General features: G+C 59.6%; 21 protein-coding genes and 2 pseudogenes. 15 read left to right on the plus strand and 8 right to left on the minus strand.

What is annotated here, in order from left to right; all coding sequences use genetic code 11:
• Nucleotides 1–21: 21 nt before the first annotated feature.
• The 3 genes from HF949_RS15320 (at nt 22) to HF949_RS15330 (ending at nt 3,026) form a co-directional block, all read left to right on the plus strand.
• A complete protein-coding gene (locus tag HF949_RS15320; RefSeq protein WP_292896687.1) occupies nt 22–657 on the plus strand; it encodes an extensin-like domain-containing protein in 636 nt (211 codons plus the stop codon).
• Nucleotides 658–779: 122 nt separating this feature from the next.
• The gene (locus HF949_RS15325; RefSeq protein ID WP_292896689.1) at nt 780–1,667 is read left to right on the plus strand and encodes an extensin-like domain-containing protein; all 888 of its coding nucleotides are present in this window, start codon (nt 780–782) and stop codon (nt 1,665–1,667) included.
• 60 nt (nt 1,668–1,727) lie between these two features.
• Nucleotides 1,728–3,026, plus strand: coding sequence for a hemolysin family protein (locus HF949_RS15330; RefSeq protein WP_292896691.1), 1,299 nt, complete (start codon nt 1,728–1,730; stop codon nt 3,024–3,026).
• Between the two features lie 3 nt (nt 3,027–3,029).
• Here HF949_RS15330 and HF949_RS15335 read toward each other — a convergent pair whose 3' ends face one another.
• Nucleotides 3,030–3,419: an acyl-CoA thioesterase gene (locus HF949_RS15335; RefSeq protein ID WP_292900244.1), complete on the minus strand. Its 390-nt coding sequence runs from the start codon at nt 3,417–3,419 to the stop codon at nt 3,030–3,032.
• Between the two features lie 183 nt (nt 3,420–3,602).
• Between HF949_RS15335 and HF949_RS15340 the strand changes: the two genes are divergently transcribed.
• Nucleotides 3,603–4,691, plus strand: a complete 1,089-nt coding sequence (locus HF949_RS15340) for a Zn-dependent alcohol dehydrogenase (protein WP_292896693.1) — start codon at nt 3,603–3,605, stop codon at nt 4,689–4,691.
• Nucleotides 4,688–5,896 carry a mandelate racemase/muconate lactonizing enzyme family protein gene (locus HF949_RS15345; protein WP_292896695.1) on the plus strand — a complete coding sequence of 403 codons (1,209 nt, stop codon included), beginning with the start codon at nt 4,688–4,690 and terminating at the stop codon, nt 5,894–5,896. Before HF949_RS15340 ends, HF949_RS15345 begins: the two co-directional genes overlap by 4 nt.
• A 255-nt stretch (nt 5,897–6,151) precedes the next feature.
• On the opposite strand, the gene HF949_RS15350 is transcribed toward HF949_RS15345, so the two are convergent.
• From HF949_RS15350 to HF949_RS15370, 5 genes are all read right to left on the minus strand, one after another.
• Nucleotides 6,152–7,054, minus strand: coding sequence for an NAD-dependent epimerase/dehydratase family protein (locus HF949_RS15350; RefSeq protein ID WP_292896697.1), 903 nt, complete (start codon nt 7,052–7,054; stop codon nt 6,152–6,154).
• Nucleotides 7,051–7,860: a glycosyltransferase gene (locus HF949_RS15355; RefSeq protein ID WP_292896699.1), complete on the minus strand. Its 810-nt coding sequence runs from the start codon at nt 7,858–7,860 to the stop codon at nt 7,051–7,053. The genes HF949_RS15350 and HF949_RS15355 overlap by 4 nt, the downstream gene beginning before the upstream one ends.
• Nucleotides 7,861–7,872: 12 nt before the next feature.
• Nucleotides 7,873–9,093, minus strand: coding sequence for an NAD-dependent epimerase/dehydratase family protein (locus HF949_RS15360; RefSeq protein ID WP_223021205.1), 1,221 nt, complete (start codon nt 9,091–9,093; stop codon nt 7,873–7,875).
• A gap of 171 nt (nt 9,094–9,264) precedes the next feature.
• Nucleotides 9,265–9,507: a DUF1344 domain-containing protein gene (locus tag HF949_RS15365; RefSeq protein WP_292896704.1), complete on the minus strand. Its 243-nt coding sequence runs from the start codon at nt 9,505–9,507 to the stop codon at nt 9,265–9,267.
• Between the two features lie 348 nt (nt 9,508–9,855).
• The gene (locus tag HF949_RS15370) at nt 9,856–10,176 is read right to left on the minus strand and encodes a BA14K family protein (protein ID WP_292896706.1); all 321 of its coding nucleotides are present in this window, start codon (nt 10,174–10,176) and stop codon (nt 9,856–9,858) included.
• 250 nt (nt 10,177–10,426) lie between these two features.
• Between HF949_RS15370 and HF949_RS15375 the strand changes: the two genes are divergently transcribed.
• Nucleotides 10,427–10,660: a hypothetical protein gene (locus HF949_RS15375; RefSeq protein ID WP_292896708.1), complete on the plus strand. Its 234-nt coding sequence runs from the start codon at nt 10,427–10,429 to the stop codon at nt 10,658–10,660.
• On the opposite strand, the pseudogene HF949_RS15380 reads toward HF949_RS15375, so the two are convergent.
• Nucleotides 10,660–11,877 (minus strand): annotated as a pseudogene (locus HF949_RS15380) (lactate dehydrogenase); the annotation flags it as partial. The gene HF949_RS15375 and the pseudogene HF949_RS15380 overlap by 1 nt on opposite strands.
• Before the next feature lie 85 nt (nt 11,878–11,962).
• Between HF949_RS15380 and HF949_RS15385 the strand changes: the two are divergent.
• Nucleotides 11,963–13,113 (plus strand): annotated as a pseudogene (locus HF949_RS15385) (IS3 family transposase).
• A 53-nt stretch (nt 13,114–13,166) separates the two neighbouring features.
• On the opposite strand, the gene HF949_RS15390 reads toward HF949_RS15385, so the two are convergent.
• Nucleotides 13,167–13,940 (minus strand): IclR family transcriptional regulator, encoded by a 774-nt coding sequence (locus HF949_RS15390; protein WP_292896710.1) that lies wholly within the window; start codon nt 13,938–13,940, stop codon nt 13,167–13,169.
• A gap of 130 nt (nt 13,941–14,070) precedes the next feature.
• Here HF949_RS15390 and HF949_RS15395 point away from each other — a divergent pair, with 130 nt between their 5' ends.
• From HF949_RS15395 to HF949_RS15430, 8 genes are all read left to right on the plus strand, one after another.
• Entirely contained in the window at nt 14,071–15,600 is a 1,530-nt protein-coding gene (locus tag HF949_RS15395) for an ABC transporter substrate-binding protein (protein ID WP_292896712.1), read from the plus strand.
• A gap of 70 nt (nt 15,601–15,670) precedes the next feature.
• On the plus strand, nt 15,671–16,588 hold the full coding sequence (locus HF949_RS15400) for an ABC transporter permease (RefSeq protein ID WP_292896714.1): 918 nt from the start codon (nt 15,671–15,673) through the stop codon (nt 16,586–16,588).
• Between the two features lies 1 nt (nt 16,589).
• Complete coding sequence (locus tag HF949_RS15405) at nt 16,590–17,489, plus strand: ABC transporter permease (protein ID WP_292896716.1); 900 nt, start codon at nt 16,590–16,592, stop codon at nt 17,487–17,489.
• A complete protein-coding gene (locus HF949_RS15410) occupies nt 17,486–18,472 on the plus strand; it encodes an ABC transporter ATP-binding protein (RefSeq protein WP_292896718.1) in 987 nt (328 codons plus the stop codon). Before HF949_RS15405 ends, HF949_RS15410 begins: the two co-directional genes overlap by 4 nt.
• Entirely contained in the window at nt 18,472–19,473 is a 1,002-nt protein-coding gene (locus tag HF949_RS15415; RefSeq protein WP_292896720.1) for an ABC transporter ATP-binding protein, read from the plus strand. Before HF949_RS15410 ends, HF949_RS15415 begins: the two co-directional genes overlap by 1 nt.
• An 11-nt stretch (nt 19,474–19,484) precedes the next feature.
• Complete coding sequence (locus HF949_RS15420) at nt 19,485–21,062, plus strand: gamma-glutamyltransferase family protein (RefSeq protein ID WP_292896722.1); 1,578 nt, start codon at nt 19,485–19,487, stop codon at nt 21,060–21,062.
• Between the two features lies 1 nt (nt 21,063).
• Entirely contained in the window at nt 21,064–22,470 is a 1,407-nt protein-coding gene (locus HF949_RS15425) for a M20 family metallopeptidase (RefSeq protein WP_292896724.1), read from the plus strand.
• Between the two features lie 10 nt (nt 22,471–22,480).
• The gene (locus HF949_RS15430) at nt 22,481–23,635 is read left to right on the plus strand and encodes an NAD(P)/FAD-dependent oxidoreductase (protein WP_292896726.1); all 1,155 of its coding nucleotides are present in this window, start codon (nt 22,481–22,483) and stop codon (nt 23,633–23,635) included.
• The last annotated feature ends 2 nt before the right edge of the window (nt 23,636–23,637 follow it).

The following is a 23,637-nucleotide window of genomic DNA, read 5'->3' on the forward strand; positions in this document are numbered from 1 at the left end:
GGCGAACTGCAGCGGTCGGAGATGTCGGTCATCGTTCCCATTCCCTCCCCGCGTCCGCCCATGAAGACCAAACCACAGAAACGCCCGCCGCCCCAGACGCCAGGCCGTTTGCCCGCAAAAGAAATCGCCTGCCGCCGCGCCCTGGCTAAACTGGGCGTTTCTTATTCCGAGCAGACCCCCATATCGGAGGCGCGCGGTTGCTCGATCGCTCACCCGCTCGTTATCGAACGTCTCTCCCGGAAAATTGCATTGAAGCCAAAGGCAACACTCAATTGCGCGACGGCTCTCACACTCGCGCGTTTTTTCACAGACAAAGTTCCTTCACTCGCCAGGCGTCACCTCAAGCAGCCGGTCGCCACCGTTCGACATGTATCTGCTTATGTCTGCCGGACACGTGCCGGGTTGGAAAAACTCTCTGAGCACGCCTTTGGAAATGCCTTGGATATAGCCGCTTTCGACCTGGCGGATGGCACCAGACTCAACGTAGCTCGGCAATCAAATCCGAGAAGCGGAACCGCCAGGTTTCTCGATGCCTTCCGCACCGCTGCCTGCGGCCCTTTCAAGACCGTTCTCGGTCCAGGCACCAATGCCGATCACGCGACGCATTTTCATCTGGATCTTCAGAAGCGCCGCAACGACTATCTCTACTGCAAATAGCTGCCGTTTTCGGCACGCCATAATGAGGTCACAGGTCTGAATGCCCCCGCTGACCTTTCCTTTACCTTGTCTGGCTAGGCTACTCTCCTTCTGGAAGCGTGCAAGGTCGACGGGGCGTGTTCATGGTCGGTATTCGTGTTGGCAACCCTGTTGCAACGCCATTACGTGCACCTTTTCTGCGCGCCGCCGCGGCTGCCACGCTGTTGGCTCTTTCTGCATGCTCTGTCAGCGATGTGATGTCACCCCGCCCATCCGTGGATATCGGCGTCCAGACTGCTGCCGTGCCAGTGGCACAGCTAGCACCCGCTCCCGCTGCGCCGGTTCCGCAGGTGGCGACACCCACTGTTTCCACTCCCGCCCCCGAAAGTACCAGGGGGTTGCAGGCGCTCGTTCCGTCAAACCCGATGATGGTTTCCTATCCACGCATGACCCTGCCGCGCAGTGAAAGCTCGCCGCGTGTCATGCCAGCAGAAGAAATCGCCTGCCGTCGTCGGCTCAAACGTCTTGGCGTCAAGTATCAGGACCTTGAGCCCATCAACGACGGAGGAGCCTGCCGCATCGACTGGCCCGTCAAGGTCAGTGGCCTGTCGGGCAATATCGAAATGGCGCCCGCCGCCACGCTCAATTGTCAGATGGCAGAGACATTCGCCCGCTGGACGAAAAACGAGCTCGCGCCGGCCGCGCGCAAACGCTATCTCACCGGCATCGGAAAAATCCGGCAGGGCTCAAGCTATTCCTGCCGGCGCATTGCCGGCACCAGTGTCGCTTCGGAGCATTCCAAAGGCAATGCACTCGACGTTATGAGCATCGAGCTGAAGAACGGCCGCGAGATCGATGTGCGCAAGCCGGGCTTCTTCGCCTTCCGCGAACGCGGCCTGCTGAACTCGGTCCGTGCCGAAGGGTGCGACTATTTCACCACCGTTCTCGGCCCCGGGTACAACTACGATCACCGCGACCATTTCCATTTTGATCTAAAGGGCCGCCGCAACGGCTACCGCGCCTGCAAATAGCGTTTTCCCTGCCCACAAAGCAGTCTCGCGCCCTTCATCCGGGAGTGCTAAACAGCTTCCATGCTCATTATTGAAATCGCCATTCTCTTCGTCCTCATCATCTTCAATGGTTTCATGGCCATGTCGGAACTGGCTGTTGTTTCGGCCAGACCCGCCCGGTTGAAATCCCGGGCGGATCAGGGTCAGCGCGGTGCCGCACGGGCCCTCGCCCTCTCGGCTGATCCCGGACGTTTCCTTTCCACGGTCCAGATCGGCATTACACTGGTCGGTGTGCTCTCCGGAGCCTTCTCCGGTGCGACGCTCGGAACACGCCTGTCCGACTGGCTCATCTTGCAGGGTGTCTCGGAAAGCCTGGCAAACCCGCTCGGCGTTGGCCTGGTTGTGGCCCTTATCACCTATGTGTCGCTGATCGTCGGCGAACTCGTTCCAAAGCAGATCGCGCTCAAGAACGCAGAGGGCATCGCCGTCAAGGTTGCACCGATCATGGGGCTCCTGTCGCGCATCACCCTTCCGCTCGTGTGGCTGCTTGATGTGTCGGGCCGTCTGGTCCTGGCATTGCTCGGCCAAAGCGCGGAATCGAGCCAGCGCGTAACAGATGAGGAAATCCGCACGCTCATTGCCGAAGCAGAAACCAGCGGCACCATTGAATCCGATGAGCGGCGCATGATTGCCGGTGTCATGAGGCTCGCCGACCGCAAGGCGCGCGCGATCATGACCCCTCGTGGCGAGATCGACTGGCTGGATCTCTCCGCAGACGAAGCGGCACTGGCAGAAGACGTCAAAAGCTCCGGCCACTCTCTCCTGCCGGCCGGTGATGGGTCCGTCGACGAGATCACCGGCGTCGTCAAGTTGCGCGATCTGCTGGCTGCTCAACTATCGGGAGAACCACTGGACATCCGGGCCCATGTTCTCCCGGCTCCGATCGTTCACGACATGGCCGACGCGCTCAACGTACTCTCCGTTCTTCGAGAGGCAGCCATTCCGATGGCGCTGGTGCACGATGAACATGGCCATTTCGAAGGCATAATCACCCCGTCCGATATTCTCGAGGCGATCGCGGGCATCTTTCGTGCGGATGCCGAGGAAGGTGAGCTGGATATCGTCGAACGCGCAGACGGCTCCTGGCTGCTCCCCGGCTCCATGCCCGCTGACGAAATGGCAGACCATCTGGGCTTCAATCTCCCGGCAGAGCGTACCTACACCACGCTCGCTGGCTTCCTGCTCAACGAATTCACGCATCTGCCGAAGACCGGCGAAAGCACCGATGCCATGGGCTGGCGTTTTGAAATCATGGATCTGGACAATCGCCGGATCGATCGCGTGCTCGCCACAAAGATCGAAGCATCACCGCAGGCGTGAGCCTCAATCTTCCGGCGGGACCGGTGTGGGCTTGCCATTGGCATCGAGCGCCACCATAACGAAATCCGCATGGGTGACCATTTCCATGGTCGGCGAAAGATATCGCTGCGCCCACGCTTCGACCTTGAGCCGGATCGATGTTCGCCCCACCCCTTCAATATGGGTGTAGATGCACAGCGTGTCGCCCACCTTCATCGGCTTGGCAAAGGCCATTTCCTTCACACCGGCGGTGACCACGCGACCGTGCGCGCGTTCAGCAGCACGGATACCGCTCGCTAGATCCATTTGCGCCATCACCCAGCCGCCGAAAATATCGCCAGCGGCGTTGGCGTCACCGGGCATCGCCTGCGTGCGTAACGTCAGGTCTCCAGTGGGTGTTTCCGGTGCAATCATCGTCTGTAGTTCCCCTTTTTGATTTACATCCGGCCTATCGTCGAGACCGTCACCGGTCAACAAGCGCTCGCGCATGGCACCTCTTCCATTGACGCATGGTTCCCGTTTGATGTCGTATCTGCGTTGCACCCATAGCCGACTTGCGTCTTTAATCCGGGCTACAGGCATTCCAGCGAGGTTTCTATGCAGATCAAGGCCGCCGTCTGCCGGGAGTTTGGCAAACCCCTCTCGATAGAAACACTTGAGCTCGCTCCACCTCGTCGAGGCGAAGTTCTCGTCGATCTGAAGGCCTGCGCCATTTGCCACTCCGATATTTCGTATGCCGAAGGTGCCTGGGGTGGTGATCTTCCGGCGGTCTATGGTCATGAGGCGGCCGGCGTCGTTTCAGCGGTGGGCCCTGGGGTCAATGACGTTGTGCCAGGCGATCATGTCGTCGTTACGCTCATCCGCTCCTGTGGCCATTGCCACTATTGTGCGCGTCAAAGCCTCGTCATGTGCGAGGAGATTTTCCCGCTCGACCAGCAGGGACCTCTCACCCTTGCCGACGGCAGCGCCTGCGAACAGGGTTTACGCACAGGCGCGTTCGCAGAGAAAGTGGTCGTTCATGAAAGCCAGCTCGCCCATGTGCCAGGCGATATGCCGTTCGACGTCGCATCGCTTCTTGCCTGCGGCGTCATCACCGGCTTTGGGGCGGTCGTCAACACGGCTCGCGTGTCAGCGGGCCATGCTGTGGCTGTCATCGGATGTGGTGGCGTCGGGCTGAACGCCATTCAGGGCGCCGCACTCGCCGGCGCAAGCCCGGTCATTGCACTTGACCTCAGCGACGACAAGCTGGCGGCGGCCCGAGAGTTCGGCGCCACCCACGCGTTCAGCCCGGCCTCGCCCGATCACGCGAAAGCGATCAAAACACTGACAGATGGGCGTGGCGTGGATTTCGTATTTGTCACGGTCGGCGTCGAGGCAGCACTACAGAGCGCCCCGCGTTACATCACCCGCAATGGCTCCGTCATTGTGGTCGGCATGCCGGCCAATGGCGTGCGCATCCCCTATGACCCCGGGAAACTTGCGGCTCTCAACCAGAAGATCATCGGTTCCAAGATGGGCGAAACACGGCTCCGCCACGACATCCCCATCCTTGTGGAGCACTATCAGAAGGGTCGCCTGAAGCTCGATGAACTCATCACCACCCGCTACAGGCTGGAAGACATCAACGAAGCAATTTCTGCTGTGAAAAACGGACAGGCCCTGCGCAACGTGGTGACCTTTGAATGAAGATCGCCGAAGCCAAAACCTTCGTCACCGCGAACCCGCCCCCGCATGTCGGCGGACGCTACTTCATTTTTGTAAAGCTTGTCACTGATGGCGGCGTGGTCGGCTATGGCGAAGCGTATTCCGCCGCCTTCGGTCCACATCTCACCGCGCACATGATCGAAGAAGTGGCCGAGCGATATCTGGTCGGCCACGATCCTCATGACATCGAAACTTTCTTTCGTCGCACCTATTCCTCCGGCTTCAGCCAGCGACCCGATCCAACACTGATGGGCTGCGTCTCCGCTCTCGAAATGGCGTGCTGGGACATCATCGGCAAAGAGGCTGGCAAACCGGTCTACAAGCTGCTCGGCGGAAAGGTGCATGAGCGGCTTCGCAGCTATACCTATCTCTACCCCGACACCGGCAGCGCCGTTCCGGACGAAACGGATAGCGAACGCAACGTCTATAACGATCCTGACCTTGCGGCTGAAGCCGCATTGGCCTGCCTTGCACAGGGTTTTGACGCGATCAAGTTCGATCCGGCAGGCCCATACACCGCCTTCGGCGGTCGTCAGCCGCGGCAGAGCGACATCGACCTGTCGACACGCATGGTTGCTGCCGTGCGCGAGGCTATCGGTGGGCGCGCCGACATACTTTTTGGCACCCATGGTCAGTTCACACCCTCCGGCGCAATTCGGATGGCCCATGCGTTGGAACCCTACGATCCGCTCTGGTTCGAAGAGCCAGTGCCTCCAGACACTCCGGAAGCCATGGCTCAGGTGGCTCGTGGCACCAGTATCCCCATCGCCACTGGCGAACGCCTGACAACAAAGTATGAGTTTGCACAGCTTCTCAGCCTCGGCGCCGCTGGCATCTTTCAGCCCAATCTTGGCCGGTCAGGCGGCCTGCTTGAAACGAAGAAAATCGCCGCGATGGCGGAGGCGCATCACGTCCAGGTCGCACCGCATTGCTATTGCGGCCCGATCGTCGCCGCCGCCAACATTCAACTTGCCACCACCCTTCCCAATTTCCTGCTTCTGGAAGCAATCCGCACCTTCGATGGTTTTCACGCGCAATTGCTGAAAAAGAAAATCCTCTGGGAGGATGGTTTTGTCATTCCGTCGAGCGAGCCCGGCCTTGGTGTCGAACTTGATGAAGCCATCGCACAGGCCAGCCCCTACGACGGATCCGAGTTGCACCTGCAAATGCAACAGACACCGCTTTAGCGCAGGCAATTCGTTTGGAAAGATTGCGGCCCTGACCGCGTTGCGGACTTGCGGGCATGTGGGCAAAGGAGCAGTGAATTTCAGCGTTGGGACAAGCGTTGACCCACCACAAGGAACTGAAGAATTCGATTCCTCTTCAGACACTTGCCGCAACAAACAGACTCATCGCAAGAGCGACCTGAATCAACACGTGAACAACTTGAATCAACACATGAAGTTGGCCGTCGCACCCCCGCCCCACAAACCACGGAACGGTTAACGCCTGCCTAACAGCAGGGGCACTGATCGTTCCAGCAACGCCCACCCACCTGGCGTCCACCCAAGTGCACGAAGGCGGTCCGTTTTCATGGCGTTGACTGCATCTCGATCAGCGGCTGGCGGCAATGGATTGCCACGGCCGGTCTCGCGCGCTACCAGCGCCAGAAGTTCACGGCGATCAAGGATCAGATCCGACACATTGAAGCGCCCCGACGCAATTTGTTCCGCCGGCAAGGTCAACATCATGCGGACAGCCGCTCCGACATCCTCGCCATGAACCTCCGTCGCGATACGCGGTGCAATCTCACGGCCTGCCAGATAGTCCGCAAAGAGGCTCTCCCATTTGTGTGACCGTCCATTCCCGACCGGCCCGTACACACCGGTGACCCGCAGGCTCACGCCGGCAAAACCATCTCCGGAGAACTGGGAAAGCGCTTCTTCAGCGGCAAGTTTCACCTCGCCATAGAGCGTGTCAGGACAGCAAACATCAGTCTCATCGAGCATCGCCCCCGGATCGCGCTGCCCATAGACGGCCCGTGTCGAAAGAAACACCGTTCGCGCCACGCCCGCCACTCGCGCTGCTCGAAACATCGCAACGCTTCCCTCGAGATTACGCCGGCGAAACCCCTCGGCATCGTCGCCCTCTCCGCCCCGGTATTTCCCCGGTGCATGGTCGAAGGCAGCATGCACGAAAAAATCCGTTCCCTCGAACAGCGCCGTAGAAACGGATGTTGGTTCAAGCTCAACTGGAGCAAAGGCGACGCTTCTTGAAAAAAAGCCTTCCGGCGGTGCATTTCGCCCAAGCACCGTCACCCGATGACCGGCAGCGAGCAGCGCCTCGACAATGAAACGCCCGACCAGCCCGGTCCCGCCAGACACGATGCTGTGAGGCGCACTCATGGCGAAGGATTCGCCAGCGTCTCAACATCGGGAATTTTCTCACCCGAATGGAAGGCGTGCCAAAGATCGATCAGAGGACCCAGCTCCGCGGCTTTCGGATGATCCTGCTCCCAGGGTTTTTCATACTGATAGTGAACCACGGAAACAGAGTTCCAGTCCCAGAGCGCCGGGAGGTTGAACCACACATATTGCAGCATGTTGAAAAACACCGGCAGACCGTGCCAGTGCGGAAAATACGCCTGCAAAAAGGTCTGGTCGGTCCGCCGCCAGAACGCATCGGGTTCATCCAGCCGTTTAAGCATGGAGGCGAATGTCGCTGCCGAAGGGGTTGCCACAAACACCCCGGAATTCAACCGGTGAAAGTCCGTGAGGCTCTCGTAGACATTGGGCGCGGCGGAAAACTCCGGATAGAAGAACAACCGGTCAATGTTGCGCACCACCACCGCATCCGCGTCGATGAACACGACCCGCTCATACTCGGTCAACTGCCACAGCCTGAGCTTGGCGAAATTGTCGAGCGGAGTGTGAAAACTCGGCTTGTTCCCCTTGGTAAAGGGGGCATTTGCGTGAAGCCTGGCCCGCTGGTGTCGCTCGTTAAAGGCATCCGAAGTTGGAAGAAGTTCTGCCCGCACAAGCCGAGCCCCCATTTTCGCCAAAGGCTGGAGCGCTTCAGCAGGGGCGCCGCCAGTGTGCATCACCACTATGTCGGCATCGGTTTCCGTCAGCCGCAACGAGCGGACCAGAGCCAGCGCGCCCATCGCATAGTCTTCATTCGTGACGAGCGTCACATAGGCATGTTTCGACATCGATGCCGTCGCTCACCCAACACTCTTCAGCCGCTTGCCTTCCGGATCGCGCTCGATGGTGGGCGCAATGTCCTTGGTCCAGGCGGACACGGCCGGAATGCGGGAACGGTCGACGCGGTAATCGAATTTCTTCGCCACATCGACGACCTCGGCCAGAAGCCCCTCCTCCAGCGTGATCGGATTGAGACCGAGCGACAGGAATTTGTCGTTTCTCACCACCAGATCGTTTTCCGCCGCTTCCTTGCGCGGGTTTGGCAGATAGGCGACCTTCGCGCCGGTCATGCGGGCGATGAGTTCGGCCAGATCACGCACACGATGCGTTTCCGTCATCTGGTTGAAGATTTCCACACGATCGCCGCGCTTCGGTGGGTTGTTCAATGCGATCTCCACGCAGCGCACTGAATCCTGAATGTGGATGAAGGCGCGCGTCTGGCCGCCCGTGCCATGTACGGTCAGCGGATAGCCGATCGCCGCCTGGATCAGGAAGCGGTTAAGCACGGTTCCGTAATCACCGTCATAGTCGAACCGATTGATGAGCTGGGCATGAAGTTTCGTCTCTTCCGTGTGCGTGCCCCAGACGATGCCCTGGTGCAGATCGGTGATGCGCACCCCGTCATTCTTGGCGTAGAACTGGAAGAGAAGCTGATCAAGCGACTTCGTCATGTGGTAGATGGAGCCCGGATTGGTCGGGTAAAGGATCTCCTGCGATGCCGTCTCTCCCGACAGTGTCTCGACGCCGACCGGGAGATAACCTTCAGGAATTGCCGCGCCAACCGAGGAGTATCCATAAACGCCCATCGTGCCCAGATGGACCAGATGAGCATCGAGGCCTATCTCCGTCATTGCGTTGAGCAGATTGTGGGTGGCGTTGACGTTGTTGTTGACCGTGTAGTTCTTGTGGCGGTCGCTTTTCATCGAATAGGGCGCAGCACGCTGTTCGGCGAAATGGACGATGGCGTCGGGGCGATGTTCGGCGAGCCAGGATTTCAGCACATCGTAGTCGCGCGCCAGATCGATCAGGTGGAAGCGGATACGCCGGCCCGTTTCCTGATGCCAGATGCGTGTGCGTTCCTGGATGGAATCCATCGGCGTCAATGACTGAACCCCGAGCTCGGTGTCGATCCACCGCCGTGACAGATTGTCGATAATGTGGACTTCGTGCCCACGGGCCGACAGGTGGAGCGAGGTCGGCCAGCCGACGAACCCATCGCCGCCAAGAACTGCAATCTTCATGAAATTCCGCCTCCGGTCATCAATACATCAGGCAAGGGAACCGGACCGATTCCCTTCTCGAAAGCCCCCTTAGCATTGTTTTATGACAGTTTGTTCCGAAAGGACAAACCCGAACAATGAAGCCGGCCTCCTGTGGAGACCGGCTCCCCGTCCGGAAGACGACGGGCAGGGTTACATTTGCGCTTCGATGGATGTCACCTCGTTTGTCGCATCATCAATCGTCAGCGTTACCGAGGCTCCGGCTGCGACACTGGCGAGATCGACGCCCTCACCGGCGGTGTAGACCGTACCGTCATCGAGAGCGATCGTTCTGGTCGCCACGTCGATGGAAGCCACGGTTCCCTGAACTTCGGCGGCATAGGCCGAGAGCGTGAGAAAACCGGAAGTGGCGAGGACTGCGAGGATTTTTTTCATGGAGGAAACTCCTTTGCTGTGTTCATGCCAACCCGATCCCCGTTTGACAGTTTTGGGGGAGCCGGAAACCAGGTCGGCGAGAAAAAGGTGGTGCGGAAACCCGGCAATCTCAAATCAAACAGGATGACCGTCTCAAACACGCATTGCGCCCAAGCTTTGCCGCAATCACCCGGTCCGCCGCACATCATCGGCTGTACAACGCAGGATCCCGTCATTGGTTCACAGTTTCGCCGCTGCAAAACGGACAAAATCCGGGCAGGCCACGTTCACGACCGACCCGGATTTGCACTTCGGGCGGAGGCAGCGCGATCAAATCAGGTAACCACGCAGCGCCCGGGTGTGAACAGCTCACAGGCGACAACGATGGCGGTAGCCGTCATATCCAAGGAAGGTGTCGCTGTACTCGTCATAGGAGCGGTAGCGCGCATAGCAGCGCGCCACATGCCTATCCCAGGCCGACGCTCGACCATAGACCGGCGCAGGACCGTAGTAACGGGCGCGTGAATCGGCAATCAGACCACCGGCGATGAAGCCGCCAAGCCCGGCGATGGCCGCAGCCTCGCCCGGAGACAGACTGCCCGCACGGCTTTCGACGCTGACGGCCGAAAGCGCCGTAGCGACAAGGGCGATGGCCATCAGGCCTTTTGCGATGGTGCGTTTCAGGGACATTTCATCATCCTCCTTTGCGATTGGTGGCCGGCCGCTGCAGCCGTCCGATGCCCATCTGTCGCAGGAGGAAAAGGAAAGGTTCACGCCCTCTCGATTTTTTTTGCGACCCCGTCGCGGGCACGCAACAAAGATTCGCCATAATAGACACGGGAAATAAACCTGTTACCGTGTAAGGCGAAGGACAAGCAGACGACGGCACTGGAGGTAACACACGCCGACTGCAACTTCCCACGGCAGAGGAGGGCCGGACATGGCCAAGCCTGGAGTACTGCACAAAAGCGCTGGCATCTACGATGCAGATGAAATGGCCGCGATGGAGAATGCCATCGAAGCCGTGTGCGCCGAACTTGGCATAAGGCGGAGTGATAGCGTCTCCCGCGAACGGGTCGCCGGGCATGTGATGCGCTCCTGGGCGAGCGGACGCCGCCTGCCGCTGAATCTGGTTCAGGCAGGGCTCGACAGCGCCACGAGGCTCGAAGCCTAGGCGTCGGACATCCGCCATGACCCATCCGTCGGATCGCGGTAGATCGCGCTGCCAGGCACCTCGATCACGGTCTCGCGGGCCTCGTGCAGCAGTTCGGCAATATGGTCGATATCGACATGGCCACGTTTGTTGAGGACGACGGCGAGCGCATCGGCGGCATTGGTGATTAGGGGCGGTGACGGTGGAGCGATGACCCGCTCGAAAATGAGCGGGCCGGGCTTCGCGGTATCCGTAGCGAGATTATAATTTTCGATGGAGGCGACCAGCCAGCAGTCCGGATCGTTCAGCAAAGGGTGAAGGTTCGGGCAGCAATGCGTTTCCCGGGTCTCCCCCGTCGCCTGGTTCTCGGTGATCAACACACTGGTGTGATTGATCGGCCCGAAATCCCGCACGAAGCTCGACCAGGCGATACGCACGGGGATCAGCTTCCTGACGATGTTGATCTGTTTCTCCGAAAGCCCATCGCCGGACCGGCCCATGCGGAAGGAGACCGGCGCAGGCTTGCTGTCGAGCACCTGCATCAGACCTCTCGAGGTGTCGAAGACAAAACTGCCCTTGCCGACATGCCCATCCTCAGGACTGACGACATCGGTCAGGGTAGTCCCAAGTTCGAGATCAATATCGATCGTCTCAGGTTCACCGTCATAAAGGACTTCCGGAAGGGATGGATGGCAGCGTCCAGCGCGGCTTGGAGATCGCTGTCACTCGGCAGACAGGTATAGGTCTCGTCGAAGGGGCCGGATGTCGTCGCGTGTCGGTCGAGCACGTGGTTGGGATGCTCCCGAACCAGCGGTTGACGCGGATGGCGTCGCTGTCCTCGCTCGCGGGAACGACCCCGGCGAGATCTAACCAGCTTGCGTCGCGCCGCGGCTCGCCCGGGTTGCGCTTGCGGAAGAACAGAATGCCGACGACGACATCGGTTCCGGCATCGGCTCGAAAACTGCGTTCGGGCAAGCGGATCGCGGCGATGAGTTCGGCCGACCTGTCGATGTGCTCGCGCGCCGTGGCTTCCGCCTTGTCCATCGTGCCCGACGAGGTGACGAAGGCTGCGAGCGCGCCGGGTTTAAGAAAGTCGATCGACGGGAGATGAAATAGTCATGCAGACGCAGACCCATCGAACGATAGGCGCGGTCGGAGCGCACGGTCCGGTCCAAAAACGGCGGATTACCGATGGCCAGATCAAAATGCGCCGGCAGATCGGTGCATGCGAAATCCCCCCGATAATGCGGGCGACCGGTGACCTTCTCCCCTGAGATGTTCCCGATTTTGGGTTAGCCTGTTCCTCAACGCAGGATACAGGCAATGAAACGGTCACGGTTCTCGGAAGAACAGATCATCGGCATTTTGAAGGAACATCAGGCGGGCATGAGGCCAGCTGAACTGTGCCGCAAGCACGGCATCTCTGATGCGACGTTCTACACCTGGCGCAAGAAGTACGGCGGCATGGACGTATCGGACGCCAGGCGGTTGAAGGCGCTCGAGGAAGAGAATGCGAAGCTGAAGAAGCTTCTGGCGGAGCAGATGATGGATGTATCGACGCTCCGCGAGATGCTGACAATGGGAGCGGGCGAACGCCATGCGTTCGAGTGAGCCTGCGGACGCTTCTGACGCCCGGCTCCAGGAGGAAAGCCGTGAGTTGGGCAATCGAGATGAAGGACTATTCTCAGCAGCGGGCCTGTGCCCTGGTTGGCATTGCGCCGCGCGTCTTCCGTTACCAGTCGAGCCGGCCGGACGATGCCGGCCTTCGAGAGCGATTGCGTGAGCTGTCGTCGGAACGGCGGCGGTTCGGTTATCGTCGCCTGCACCTGCTTTTGAAGCGGGAGGGCATCGCGGTGAACCGGAAGAAGCTCTATCGAATCTGCAAGGAAGAGCGGCTGACAGTGCGCAAACGCGGCGGCCGCAAGCGAGCTTCGGGCACGCGAGCGCCGATGGCGGTCCCGCGGGATCCGAACCAGAGATGGAGCCTCGACTTCGTGTCGGACACGCTGGTCGACGGCCGTCGCTTCCCCATCCTGTGTGTCATCGATGACTTCAGCCGGGAATGCCTGGCAACGGTGATCGATAACTCACTCTCGGGTGAACGGGTTGCCCGCGAACTGGATGCGATCGCCGAACGGCGCGGCCACCCCTGCATGGTGGTCAGCGACAACGGGACAGAACTGACGTCGAACGCCATCCTTGCCTGGCAGGCGGATCGTGGTGTCGAATGGCACTACATCGCCCCGGGCAAACCCATGCAGAATGGCTTCGTGGAATCGTTCAACGGTCGACTGCGTGACGAGTGCCTTAACGAACATCTGTTCCGCAGCTACCGGCATGCCCGCGAGATCATCGAAGAATGGAGGATCGACTACAACCTGAACCGACCCCACACGAGCCTCGACGGCCTCACCCCGAACGAGTTTGCAACCCGGTCACGAATGGACCACAACGTGAACAGCGCTAGCCTATGAATGGGTACATTCAGGGGAGCAGGTCAAAGTGGGTCAATTGAATTTTTCGTTTTTTAGCGCGGAACAACAATTGAATTGGCAATTTCAATTAATCGAGGAGCAATTTCCTGCCTGACAGCTTCGACTTTCCATTTTAGGCTTGAAACTGAGCACTGCACGGTGGCAACGGGTTTCCTCGCTGTATTGAAAACAGGGGCGGCGATACCAATTTCGTTCATGATGCCTTCGCTGATCGTCATACCGTAGCCTCTTGTAAGTGCATCGTTGATATCAGCTTCAATTTTGGCCCTGTCCATGGTGGTACATGGAGTTAGCTGGTCCAGAGGCCAGGTTGCTATAGCCTGCTTCCTGTCATTTTCTGACAGGTGAGCGACCAGGATTCTCCCGGAAGACGTAGAAAGCGCCTGGACGCTTTTGCCAACCAACATCGCACCCAGACTAGTCATTTGTGTAGGGATTCTTATCACAAATACAATGTTCGATCCGTTCAGCCTTGCTGCATTCACTCTTTCGCCAAGAGCACGGCTAAATTCTACGAGTTTCGGCATTGCCAGAGGGATAAGCGGATCTGACCAGAGATAAGCCGCGGAAAGTTCCAACAGCTTTAGAGAAGGTCGAAATCTCTTTGTTTCGGGATCTCGGTCAAGATACCCAAGCTCTTGAAACGTATACGTAAATCTCTGCACCGTACTCTTATCAACTCCTAGAATTTCCGAAAGTTCAGTAAGACTCAATTCTGCCCGGTTGGCTCCAAATACCGACAGAATTCGCATCCCCTTTTCAATTGAAGCAACAAATAACGTGCTCTGTTTCGGTTCCGTTCTCATCACCACTTGCGATTTCCCTTGCGAGATTTTGTCACCGGCATTTGACATAAGATGACAATTTGATAGTCTTAATGACGATACACTACAAAGTATCACAATGCAATAACAAACTTTCGAGAGGGGGCTCAAAGTGGCCTGTGTGAAAATGAGAAATTCACTTTTAAAGCTTAGCGCGGGTATTTTGATAGCTGTTGGGCCCTTGAATACGGCCTTTGCGAACAAGGCGGATGACACACTTCGCACCACCTTCACGAAGGAGATTGAATCCGTTGATTTCTATTTCCAGTCGGCGCGTGAAGGATCAATTTTGTCGCGTCAGATTTGGGATGGTCTTGTGTTCCGCGACCCGAAATCGGGAGAATACGTGGGCAATTTGGCCACTTCATGGAAGTGGATCAATGACACCACGCTGGAATTCAAGCTGCGCGAAGGTATCAAGTTCCACAACGGCGAGGATTTCGATGCCGACGATGTCGTCTACACAGTTTCTTTTGCTATCAATCCAGACAATCACGTGACATCTCCGAGTTATGTCAACTGGATTAAAAGCATCGAGAAGCTCGACCAGTACACTGTGCGAGTCCACACAGACAGTCCGTTTCCAGCGGCACTTGAATTTCTTTCGGGCCTCGTTCCGATTTATCCCAACGAATACTACGCTGAGGTAGGTCCTACCGGCATGGGGTTGAAGCCTGTTGGGACTGGACCCTACAAGGTGGAGAGCGTCGAACCGGGCAAGCATTTCGTCCTGAAGAAATTCGAGGGCTACCACGACGGCCCCAAGGGGCAGCCTTCCATCGGCACGATCGACATCCGCACGATCCCGGACATCAACACCCAGATGGCAGAGCTATTGTCAGGAGGTGTGGATCTTGTTTGGGGGGTTCCAGCCGATTTGGCGGAACAGCTTGCCAGCTCGAGTGATCTGACCGTTGTAAATGAAAGTACTATGCGCATCGGGTATGTCACTATGGATGCATCTGGGCGAGGGGGAGATAACCCTTTCACAAATAGGGAGGTGCGGCAGGCAGTTGGACATGCCATCGATCGCCAAGCGATTGTTGACAACCTCATGAAGGGTAGTTCGGTGGTGGTCCACGCAGCTTGTTATCCAAGTCAAATTGGCTGCACCAAAGAAGTCGAAACTTATGACTTTAACCCAGCGCAAGCTCGAGAACTACTTACAGAAGCTGGTTACCCGGATGGATTCTCGATTGACTTTTACGCATATCGTGAACGTCCTATCGCCGAAGCAATAATGGCTTATCTGGCCGATGTCGGCATCAAGGCCAATCTGAACTATCTCAAGTATTCCGCCCTGCGCGATCTGCAAACAAAGGCAGGTGGCGGCTTCGGATTTCTGACCTGGGGCTCGAACTCGATCAACGACGTTTCGGCCATCACAAGCCAGTTCTTCAAGTTCGGAGGTCAGGATTTTGCACGGGATGAAGAGGTGAAGGCCTGGCTCGACGCCGGTGATACCTCGGTCGATGAAGAAGTCCGCAAGAAAAACTACTCCAAGGCCCTGCAAAGAATTGCGGAGGAAGCCTATTGGATCCCGCTCTTCTCCTATAACTCCAACTACGTCTTCACGAAGGACGTCGACTTCACGCCGACGCCGGACGAAATCGTCCGTTTCTTCGACATGAGTTGGAAGTAAGGCGGCCCACCACCACCCGGGCCTCGTTCTCGCCCGAGGCGAGGCCCGAATTGCCTTCGGAGTTAATTCCATGCTCGCCTTCGCTCTCAAGCGCCTTGGCCTGGCCATCCTGGTGACCTTTACCGTTTCGGTCATCAGTTTCTCGTTGCTACATCTGTCGGGAGACCCGGCAACCTCCCTTGCCGGGGAGAATGCGACCGCGGCCGACATCGCCGCCATCAGCCGGCAATACGGCTTCGACCGTCCCCTGACAGTGCAATACACCGACTGGCTCTGGAAAGCGCTCCATGGCGACTTCGGCGAAAGCTACTACTTCAAGCTGCCCGTCGCCGACCTGATCGCGGATCGACTGTCGATCACCATGACATTGGGCATCTGTGCCATTTCCTTTGCGCTGCTAACCGCCGTTCCCCTCGGGGTCGCAGCTGCGGTGCGACCGAATTCCGTGGTCGACCGCACCGCCCTTTTCCTTTCAGTCGCGGGTCAGGCCATGCCCAGCTTCTGGTTCGGTCTGGTCATGATAGTCATCTTCTCGATCAAGCTCCGTCTGCTGCCGGCCTCAGGCTCGGAAACCTGGCGGCATTTCATCATGCCGACGGTGGTACTCGGCTATTACGCGATGCCGGCCATCATGCGCCTGACTCGCGCCGGCATGCTGGAGGTGCTGAATGCCGATTACATCCGCACCGCAAGGGCCAAGGGTGCCGGGGCCGGCAGAGTTCTTTTCAAGCATGCCCTTCGAAACGCCATCGTTCCGGTCGTTTCCCTCTCCGCGGTGCAGATGGGCTTCATGCTCGGCGGCTCTGTAGTGGTGGAAGCCATCTTTTCCCTCCATGGAGCTGGATATCTCGCCTGGGAATCGATCGGCCGCCACGACCTGCCGACTGTACAGGCGCTGATCCTCATCTTCTCCTGCTTCTACATCCTTTTCACCCTCCTGTCGGACTTGGCAAACGCCTGGCTCGACCCGCGCATCAGGGTAGGCTGACATGACAGACACTCCCACTCAAACCGTTGAAAGCATCATCACCGTTACGCCCGGTGCCCTGCTCCGCCGCCGCCTCTTCGGCCACTACGGCCTGCTGTTCGGCCTCGCCATTCTTGTCCTCGTCGCGGCAGCAGCGCTGTTTGCGCCACTCCTGACCGACCAAAGCCCCTACGCTCAGGATCTCTCTGCCCGGATGAAGCCGCCCTTCTGGATGGCGGGCTCGGACCCGAGCCATCTGCTCGGCACCGACCAGCTTGGCCGAGACTATCTGGCGCGTTTGCTCTACGGCGCGCGTATTTCGCTGCTGATCGGCACTGTCACGGCTCTCATCTCGGGCGTTATCGGCACGGCGCTCGGCGTCGCGGCAGGGTATTTCGGCGGCAAGGTCGATCTCGCGGCGACCTTCCTTATCAATGTGCGCCTTGCTCTGCCAGTTGTACTTGTATCACTTGCGATTGTCGCCCTTTTCGGAGGATCCCTTCAGATCGTCATCCTTGTGCTTGGCTTTCTGCTCTGGGACCGCTTTGCCATTGTCATGCGCTCCTCCGTCATGCAGATCCGCGGGCTGGAGTATGTCAATGCGGCCAAGGCTATCGGCTGCTCTAAGACACGCATCGTGCTGTCCGAGATCATGCCGAATGTGATCAACAATCTCATCGTCGTCATGACGCTGGAAATGGCCCATGCAATTCTGCTGGAAGCCGCCCTTTCGTTCCTGGGTCTTGGCGTCCAGCCTCCAACACCGTCCTGGGGCCTGATGATATCGGAAGGCAAGGAAATGATGTTATTCCAGCCATGGCTGATCACAATACCGGGCATTGCGCTGTTCCTGCTCGTTCTGGCGATCAATCTCCTCGGCGACGGATTACGCGACGTCACGGCACCGGAGGCAAAGGGATGAGCGAGACGATCCTCAATGTGCAGGGACTGACGGTAGACATTCCGCTCGCTGCCGGGACGCTGCAAGCCGTGCGTGGCATCGATTTCGAACTGAAGCGCGGCGAAACGCTCTGCATCGTCGGCGAGTCCGGATCCGGCAAGTCGCTGACCTCACTCGCCGTCATAGGCCTGCTCGGCAAGCGGCTGAAGGTGGGTGCTTCGAAGCTGGAGTTCGAAGGTCGCGACCTCAGATCGCTGACGCGCAAGCAGATGCAGGCGCTTCGGGGCGACCGCATGGCGATGATCTTCCAGGAACCCATGACTTCGCTGAATCCGGCCTATACCATCGGCGATCAGCTTGCCGAGGCCCTGCAGCTGCATCGCAAGGTCTCGAAGGCGGAGGCCATGGCGCGGGCCGCCGATCTTCTCGGCAAGGTCGGGATCACCGCCGCCGAGAGCCGCCTCCAGCAATATCCGCATCAACTTTCCGGAGGCCTGCGCCAGCGGGTGATGATCGCCATGGCGCTGATGTGCGAGCCGGACCTGATCATCGCCGACGAGCCGACGACCGCGCTCGACGTGACGATCCAGGCCCAGATCCTGCGCCTGCTAGCCGACCTGAAGCGCGAGATGAACCTGGCGCTGATCCTCGTCACGCATGACCTGGGCGTTGTCGCCCGCATCGCCGACAAGGTTGCGGTGATGTATGCCGGCGAGATCGTGGAAAGCGGCACGGCGAAGGAAATCTTCGACGCCCCCTCCCATCCCTATACGCGCGGGCTGCTCGACTGCATTCCGGTTCCCGGTAAGACAAGACCGGGAGAGCCGCTCGGCTCCATCCCCGGAATCGTACCGTCTCTCATCGGCGACGTTTCCGGTTGCGCCTTCCGCAGCCGCTGCGTCCTGGCAAGAGAAACCTGTTCGGGGCGTATTCCGAAACGTTCCGCCAGCGGCGAACATACGTACCGCTGCATTCAAGAAACCCTGGTTAGCGAGGTGGCGTGATGTCGGAACCAAAGGCACGCGAACCGGTGCTGGAACTCACCGGCATTACAAAGACCTACCAGGTCAAGCAGGGCATGTTTGCCAAGCCGAAGCCGCTCCAGGCGCTCGGCGGCGTCTCCCTGCGCCTCCACAAGAAGGACGTCCTTGGGCTTGTCGGCGAATCCGGCTGCGGGAAATCGACGCTTGCGAAGATCCTGCTCGGGCTCGAAAACCCAACAAGCGGAGAGGTTCTTGTAGACGGTAAGCTGATCGGCCCTGCCGACCGCCAGCTTCTTGCCCGCCGCATCCAGCCGATCTTCCAGGATCCCTATTCCTCTCTCAACCCGAGGAAGTCGATCGAGGAGATCGTGTCGCTGCCGCTTGTCGTTCACAAGATCGGCGACAGCGTCTCGCGCCAAAAGGCGGTGACGAAAATGCTCGATCTTGTCGGATTGCCCGCCCGATCGCGGCGCGGCTATCCCGGCCAGCTCTCCGGCGGCCAGCGCCAGCGTGTCGCCATTGCCCGGGCGCTGGTGATCAACCCGGAAATCGTCATCTGCGACGAGCCGACCTCCGCGCTCGACGTGTCGATCCAGTCGCAGATCCTGAACCTGCTGGCGGATCTTCGCGAGGAACTCGGGCTCACCTACCTCTTCATCAGCCACAATCTGGCGGTCGTCGAACATCTGGCGACGCGCGTCGCGGTCATGTATCTCGGCAGGATCGTCGAGGAAGCGCTGGCCGGCGACCTCTTCGCCGGACCCCGGCATCCCTATACAAAAGCGTTGCTGGACTCGGTGCTGACGCCCGATCCCTCGCTTTCGGTCCCGGACCTTCATCTGGGGGCACAATATCCCAATCCGATTTCCCCGCCGTCAGGATGTCACTTCCATCCCCGCTGTGCGGCCGCAAGGGACATCTGTTCCACCACTCCGCCACCGCATCTGCAATCCGGCACGTCCCACGTGGACTGCCACCTCTTTCGTGAAAGTGCGGACGGACGATCGCTGCTGCCTGCCTGACCGGTGACACTATGAGCAATTTCTCAACCACGCAGATGGTGCGCAAGCAGGTCATCCCGACCCGTGGCGGCATCGTGGCCTCCCAACACCGCAGGGCCGCCGAAGCCGGTGCGGCCATTCTGGAGGCGGGGGGCGATGCCATCGACGCAGCGGTTGCCACGTCCTTCGCGGTCGGGGTCGTCGAACCCTGGATGAGCGGGCCTGCCGGCGGCGGCTGCATGATGATCTGGCGCGAGGCCGAACAGAAGGCGCATACGCTGTTCTTCGGCATGCGGTCTCCCAAAGCTCTCGATCCGGCGGATTATCCGCTGGACGGATCCGGTCAGTTCTCCGATCTTTTTCCCTGGCTGTCCGTCAAGAATGACCGCAACGTTCAAGGTGCGACGGCGATCGCGGTTCCCGGGACCGTTGCCGGCATGGAGCTGGCGCACCGCCTGTTCGGCCGAATGGACTGGAAGGACCTGCTGACGCCCGCCGTCGATCTTGCCAGGGAAGGCCTACTCGTCGACTGGTACGCCGCGCTGCTGATTGCCTCCAGCACCCGCGCACTTGCCAAGGACCCGGACGCGGCCAGCCTTTTTCTTGAGGGCGGGCAATGGCCGACGATTACCGGTTGGACAGCGCTCGCGGAGAAACGGCTCGACCAGAGCCGTCTGGCCGAAACGCTGCAGTGGCTTGCCAGGGAGGGCGCCCGCGATTTCTATGAAGGCGATATCGCCCGCGCGCTGGTTTCCGACGTCAGAGCCAAGGGCGGGTCTCTCAGTCTCGCGGATCTGGCGGCGTACAAGGCTGAGCTGCGTGAAGCGATCACCGTGCCCTATCGCGGCGGCATCGTCCACGCCTCAAAGGGTCTGACCGCAGGTCCGAACCTTGTCGAATGCCTTGGCATGATGGAAGCCGCCTTCGAGCCGGCCGGTGCCCCCGATGCCACGAGCTACGGCGCCATGGTCGAGGCGCTCGGCACCACCTACCGCAGCCGCCTCGAGCACATGGGCGACCGGGACGCCCCGCATGCGCCCTCCTGCACCACCCATTTTTCCGTTGTCGACCGGCAAGGCAACATGGTTGCCGTCACCCAGACGCTGCTTTCCATCTTCGGCTCGCGCGTCGTCTCGCCGGCGACCGGCTTCCTCATGAACAACGGGATCATGTGGTTCGACCCGGAGCCCGGCAAACCCAACTCGCTGGCACCCGACAAGGGCTGCCTGATGAATGTCTGCCCGACGATTGGCGAGATGAACGGCAAGCGGTTTGCCATCGGCGCGTCGGGCGGCCGGAAGATCCTGCCGGCCATTTTGAACCTCACCTCCTTCATGATGGATTTCGGCATGGACCTCGAAGGCGCCTTTCACCAGCCGCGCGTCGATAATTCCGGCGGGGAGACAGCCGTCGTCGACGAGGATCTGGCTCCGGATATTCTCGCCTCGCTTCAGGATATCCATCCGGCGGTAACCACGAAACGCACGGTCTATCCCTATGCCTTCGCCTGTCCGGCCGGCGTGATGCGCGACAACGGACTGAACACGGGGTGCACGGAAATCATGTCGCCCTGGGGCGATGCCGTGGCAGAAAAGGAAACGAAGAACTGACATGACGAGCCGCTCTTCAGCATTGAAAGACATCGAGGCATATGCGGACCTTGGAGGCTTTGTAGAAGAGCTTTCCAGGCTGGTCGCCTATCCGACCGAAAGCCAGGAACCGGCTGCCCGGCCCGAACTTCTGCGCTATCTCACTGAGGCGGCCATCCCCATGCTGGAGAGCATGGGCTTCAGCTGTCGTATTCTGGCAAATCCTGTCGAAGCCGGATACCCGCTCCTTTATGCCGAGCGGATCGAAAATCCGGACTTCGACACCATTCTCACCTACGGCCATGGCGATGTGATCCGTGCACAGACGGACCAGTGGCGGCAGGGCTTGGCCCCGTTCAAGGTCATCGTCGAAGGCGACAAGGCTTATGGCCGCGGAACGGCGGACAACAAGGGCCAGCATCTGATCAACTTTGCCGCTCTGCGAGCCGTCATCGAGGCTCGTGGCTCTCTTGGCTTCAATGCAAAAGTCATTCTGGAAATGGCCGAGGAATGCGGCTCTCCCGGCCTCGAAGCGCTCTGTTCAGCCCATAAGGACTTGCTGAAGGCCGACGTCCTGATCGCGTCTGACGGTCCTCGTCTTCATCCGGACAGGCCGACCTTGTTCACGGGGTCGCGGGGCGCAGTGAATTTCGACCTGCGTGTCGAGTACCGCGAAGGGGCGCATCACTCCGGCAACTGGGGCGGATTGCTCAAGGATGCCGCAATCGTTCTTGCCCATGCCATCGCGTCGATCGCCGACCGGCGCGGTCAGATCAAGGTGCCGGAATGGCGGCCGACCAGCCTGACACCTGAAATCCGGAAGATTCTCCAGGACTGTCCGGTGGGAGGCTTTGACGGTCCGTCTGTCGATACGGACTGGGGCGAAGAAAGCCTGACGCCCTCAGAGCGGGTTTTCGGCTGGAATTCCTTTGTCGTGCTCGCCCAGAAGAGCGGCATTCCCGAAGCCCCGGTCAACGCCATTTCCGGCTGGGCGAATGCCCATTGCCAGCTCCGCTATGTTGTTGGCACCGACCCGGAAGACATTCTCCCCGCGCTGCGCCGGTATCTCGACCGCGAAGGTTTTGAGGATGTTCAAATCCTACCGGCAGAGTGGGGCACGTTCCACGCGACCCGGCTCGATCCTGCCCATCCGTGGGTCAGCCGCGTGGCGGCATCCGTGGCGGAGACCACCGGCAAGAAACCGGTGCTGCTTCCCAACCTGGCGGGCTCCATTCCCAGCAAGAGTTTTTCCGATACGCTTGGACTACCAACGGTCTGGCTTCCCCATTCCTATCCAGGTTGTTCACAACATGCCCCCGATGAGCACGTGCTCCTGCCTTCCAACCGTGAGGCCTTACGAATGATGACAGGCCTGTTCTGGGATATCGGCGAGGCCCGGCCTCCTCCCGGCAATTCAACTGTTCGATAGGAGGGCGGCAATGCACGATGTTCTGGTTCTCGGTGGGGGCATGGTCGGTGTCTCGACCGCTCTTGCGCTGCAGGCTGCCGGACGGGATGCTGCTTTCATCGACAGGCAGGATGTCGGGCAGGAGACCAGCTACGACAATGCTGGCGTCATTCAGACAGAGGCCGTCGAGCCCCATCCTCTGCCTCTCGCCCTGACCACGTTCATCAGGAGCGCATTCACGCGCAGCAATGACGTCAACTACCATCTGACCGCGCTGCCTGCCTATCTTTGCCCACTCTGGCTCTATTTTACTCTATCGCTTCCGGCCCGGCACAAGGAGATTTCAAGAACCTATGCCGGACTTGTCCGTAGAGCGACCGCCGACCGTGCCCCGCTGATCGCTGTGGCGGGTGCGGATAATCTGATCCGCAGGACTGGTCTCCGGTTTGTCTACCGGTCGCAGCAAGGCATTGATGCATCCACGGCAGAGGCCGAACGCATTTCTCGCGACTACGGCGTTGAGGTCGCTATCGAGTCGCCCTCCGAACTCGCGCAGGCCGAGTCGCATCTGAAACCAGGTCTCGCGGGAGCCGTTCATTGGCCCGAAACGTGGAGCTGTGCGGCCCCGGGGGAGCTGACACGGTCCTATGCCGCGCTCTTCGCATCAAGGGGTGGTCGCATCGTCACGGCCGATGTGACCTCGCCCGGTGGAGACGTCTCGGCAAAGGAAATCGTCGTGGCGCCCGGTCCCTGGTCGCCCATGCTTCGCAAGCGCGGTTACCACCGACATTCTACCGGTGGCGGCACGTTGAATGCACCTATGCTCCTGGGGGAAAGCGCCACCGTCCTGTCTCCCATGCAGAAGGGACTTAGGGTCCTGACCGGGGCTGAACTCGCTTCCTCCACTCCCGTCCAGTTGCAGCGAAGCACTGCGGCAGCTTCCGAGTTGATCGATCTCGGAGAACCGGTCGAAACCGGGCCCTGGTACGGAAGCCGGCCGTGCATGCCCGACGTGTTGCCGCTCGCCGGCAAGGCACCGCTTCACAAGGGGTTGTGGTTCCATTTCGGTCACAGTCACCAGAGGTTCACCCTCGGCCCGACGAACGCAGCCTTGCTCGCCGAAGAGATGACGAGCGGCAGCGCCCCGGTTCCAGATCTTTCTCCCGCCCGCCTGAGGTATCTTTGACA

This window comes from Nitratireductor sp. (genome assembly GCF_017794765.1).
In the GTDB taxonomy this organism is placed as follows: Bacteria; Pseudomonadota; Alphaproteobacteria; order Rhizobiales; family Rhizobiaceae; genus Nitratireductor.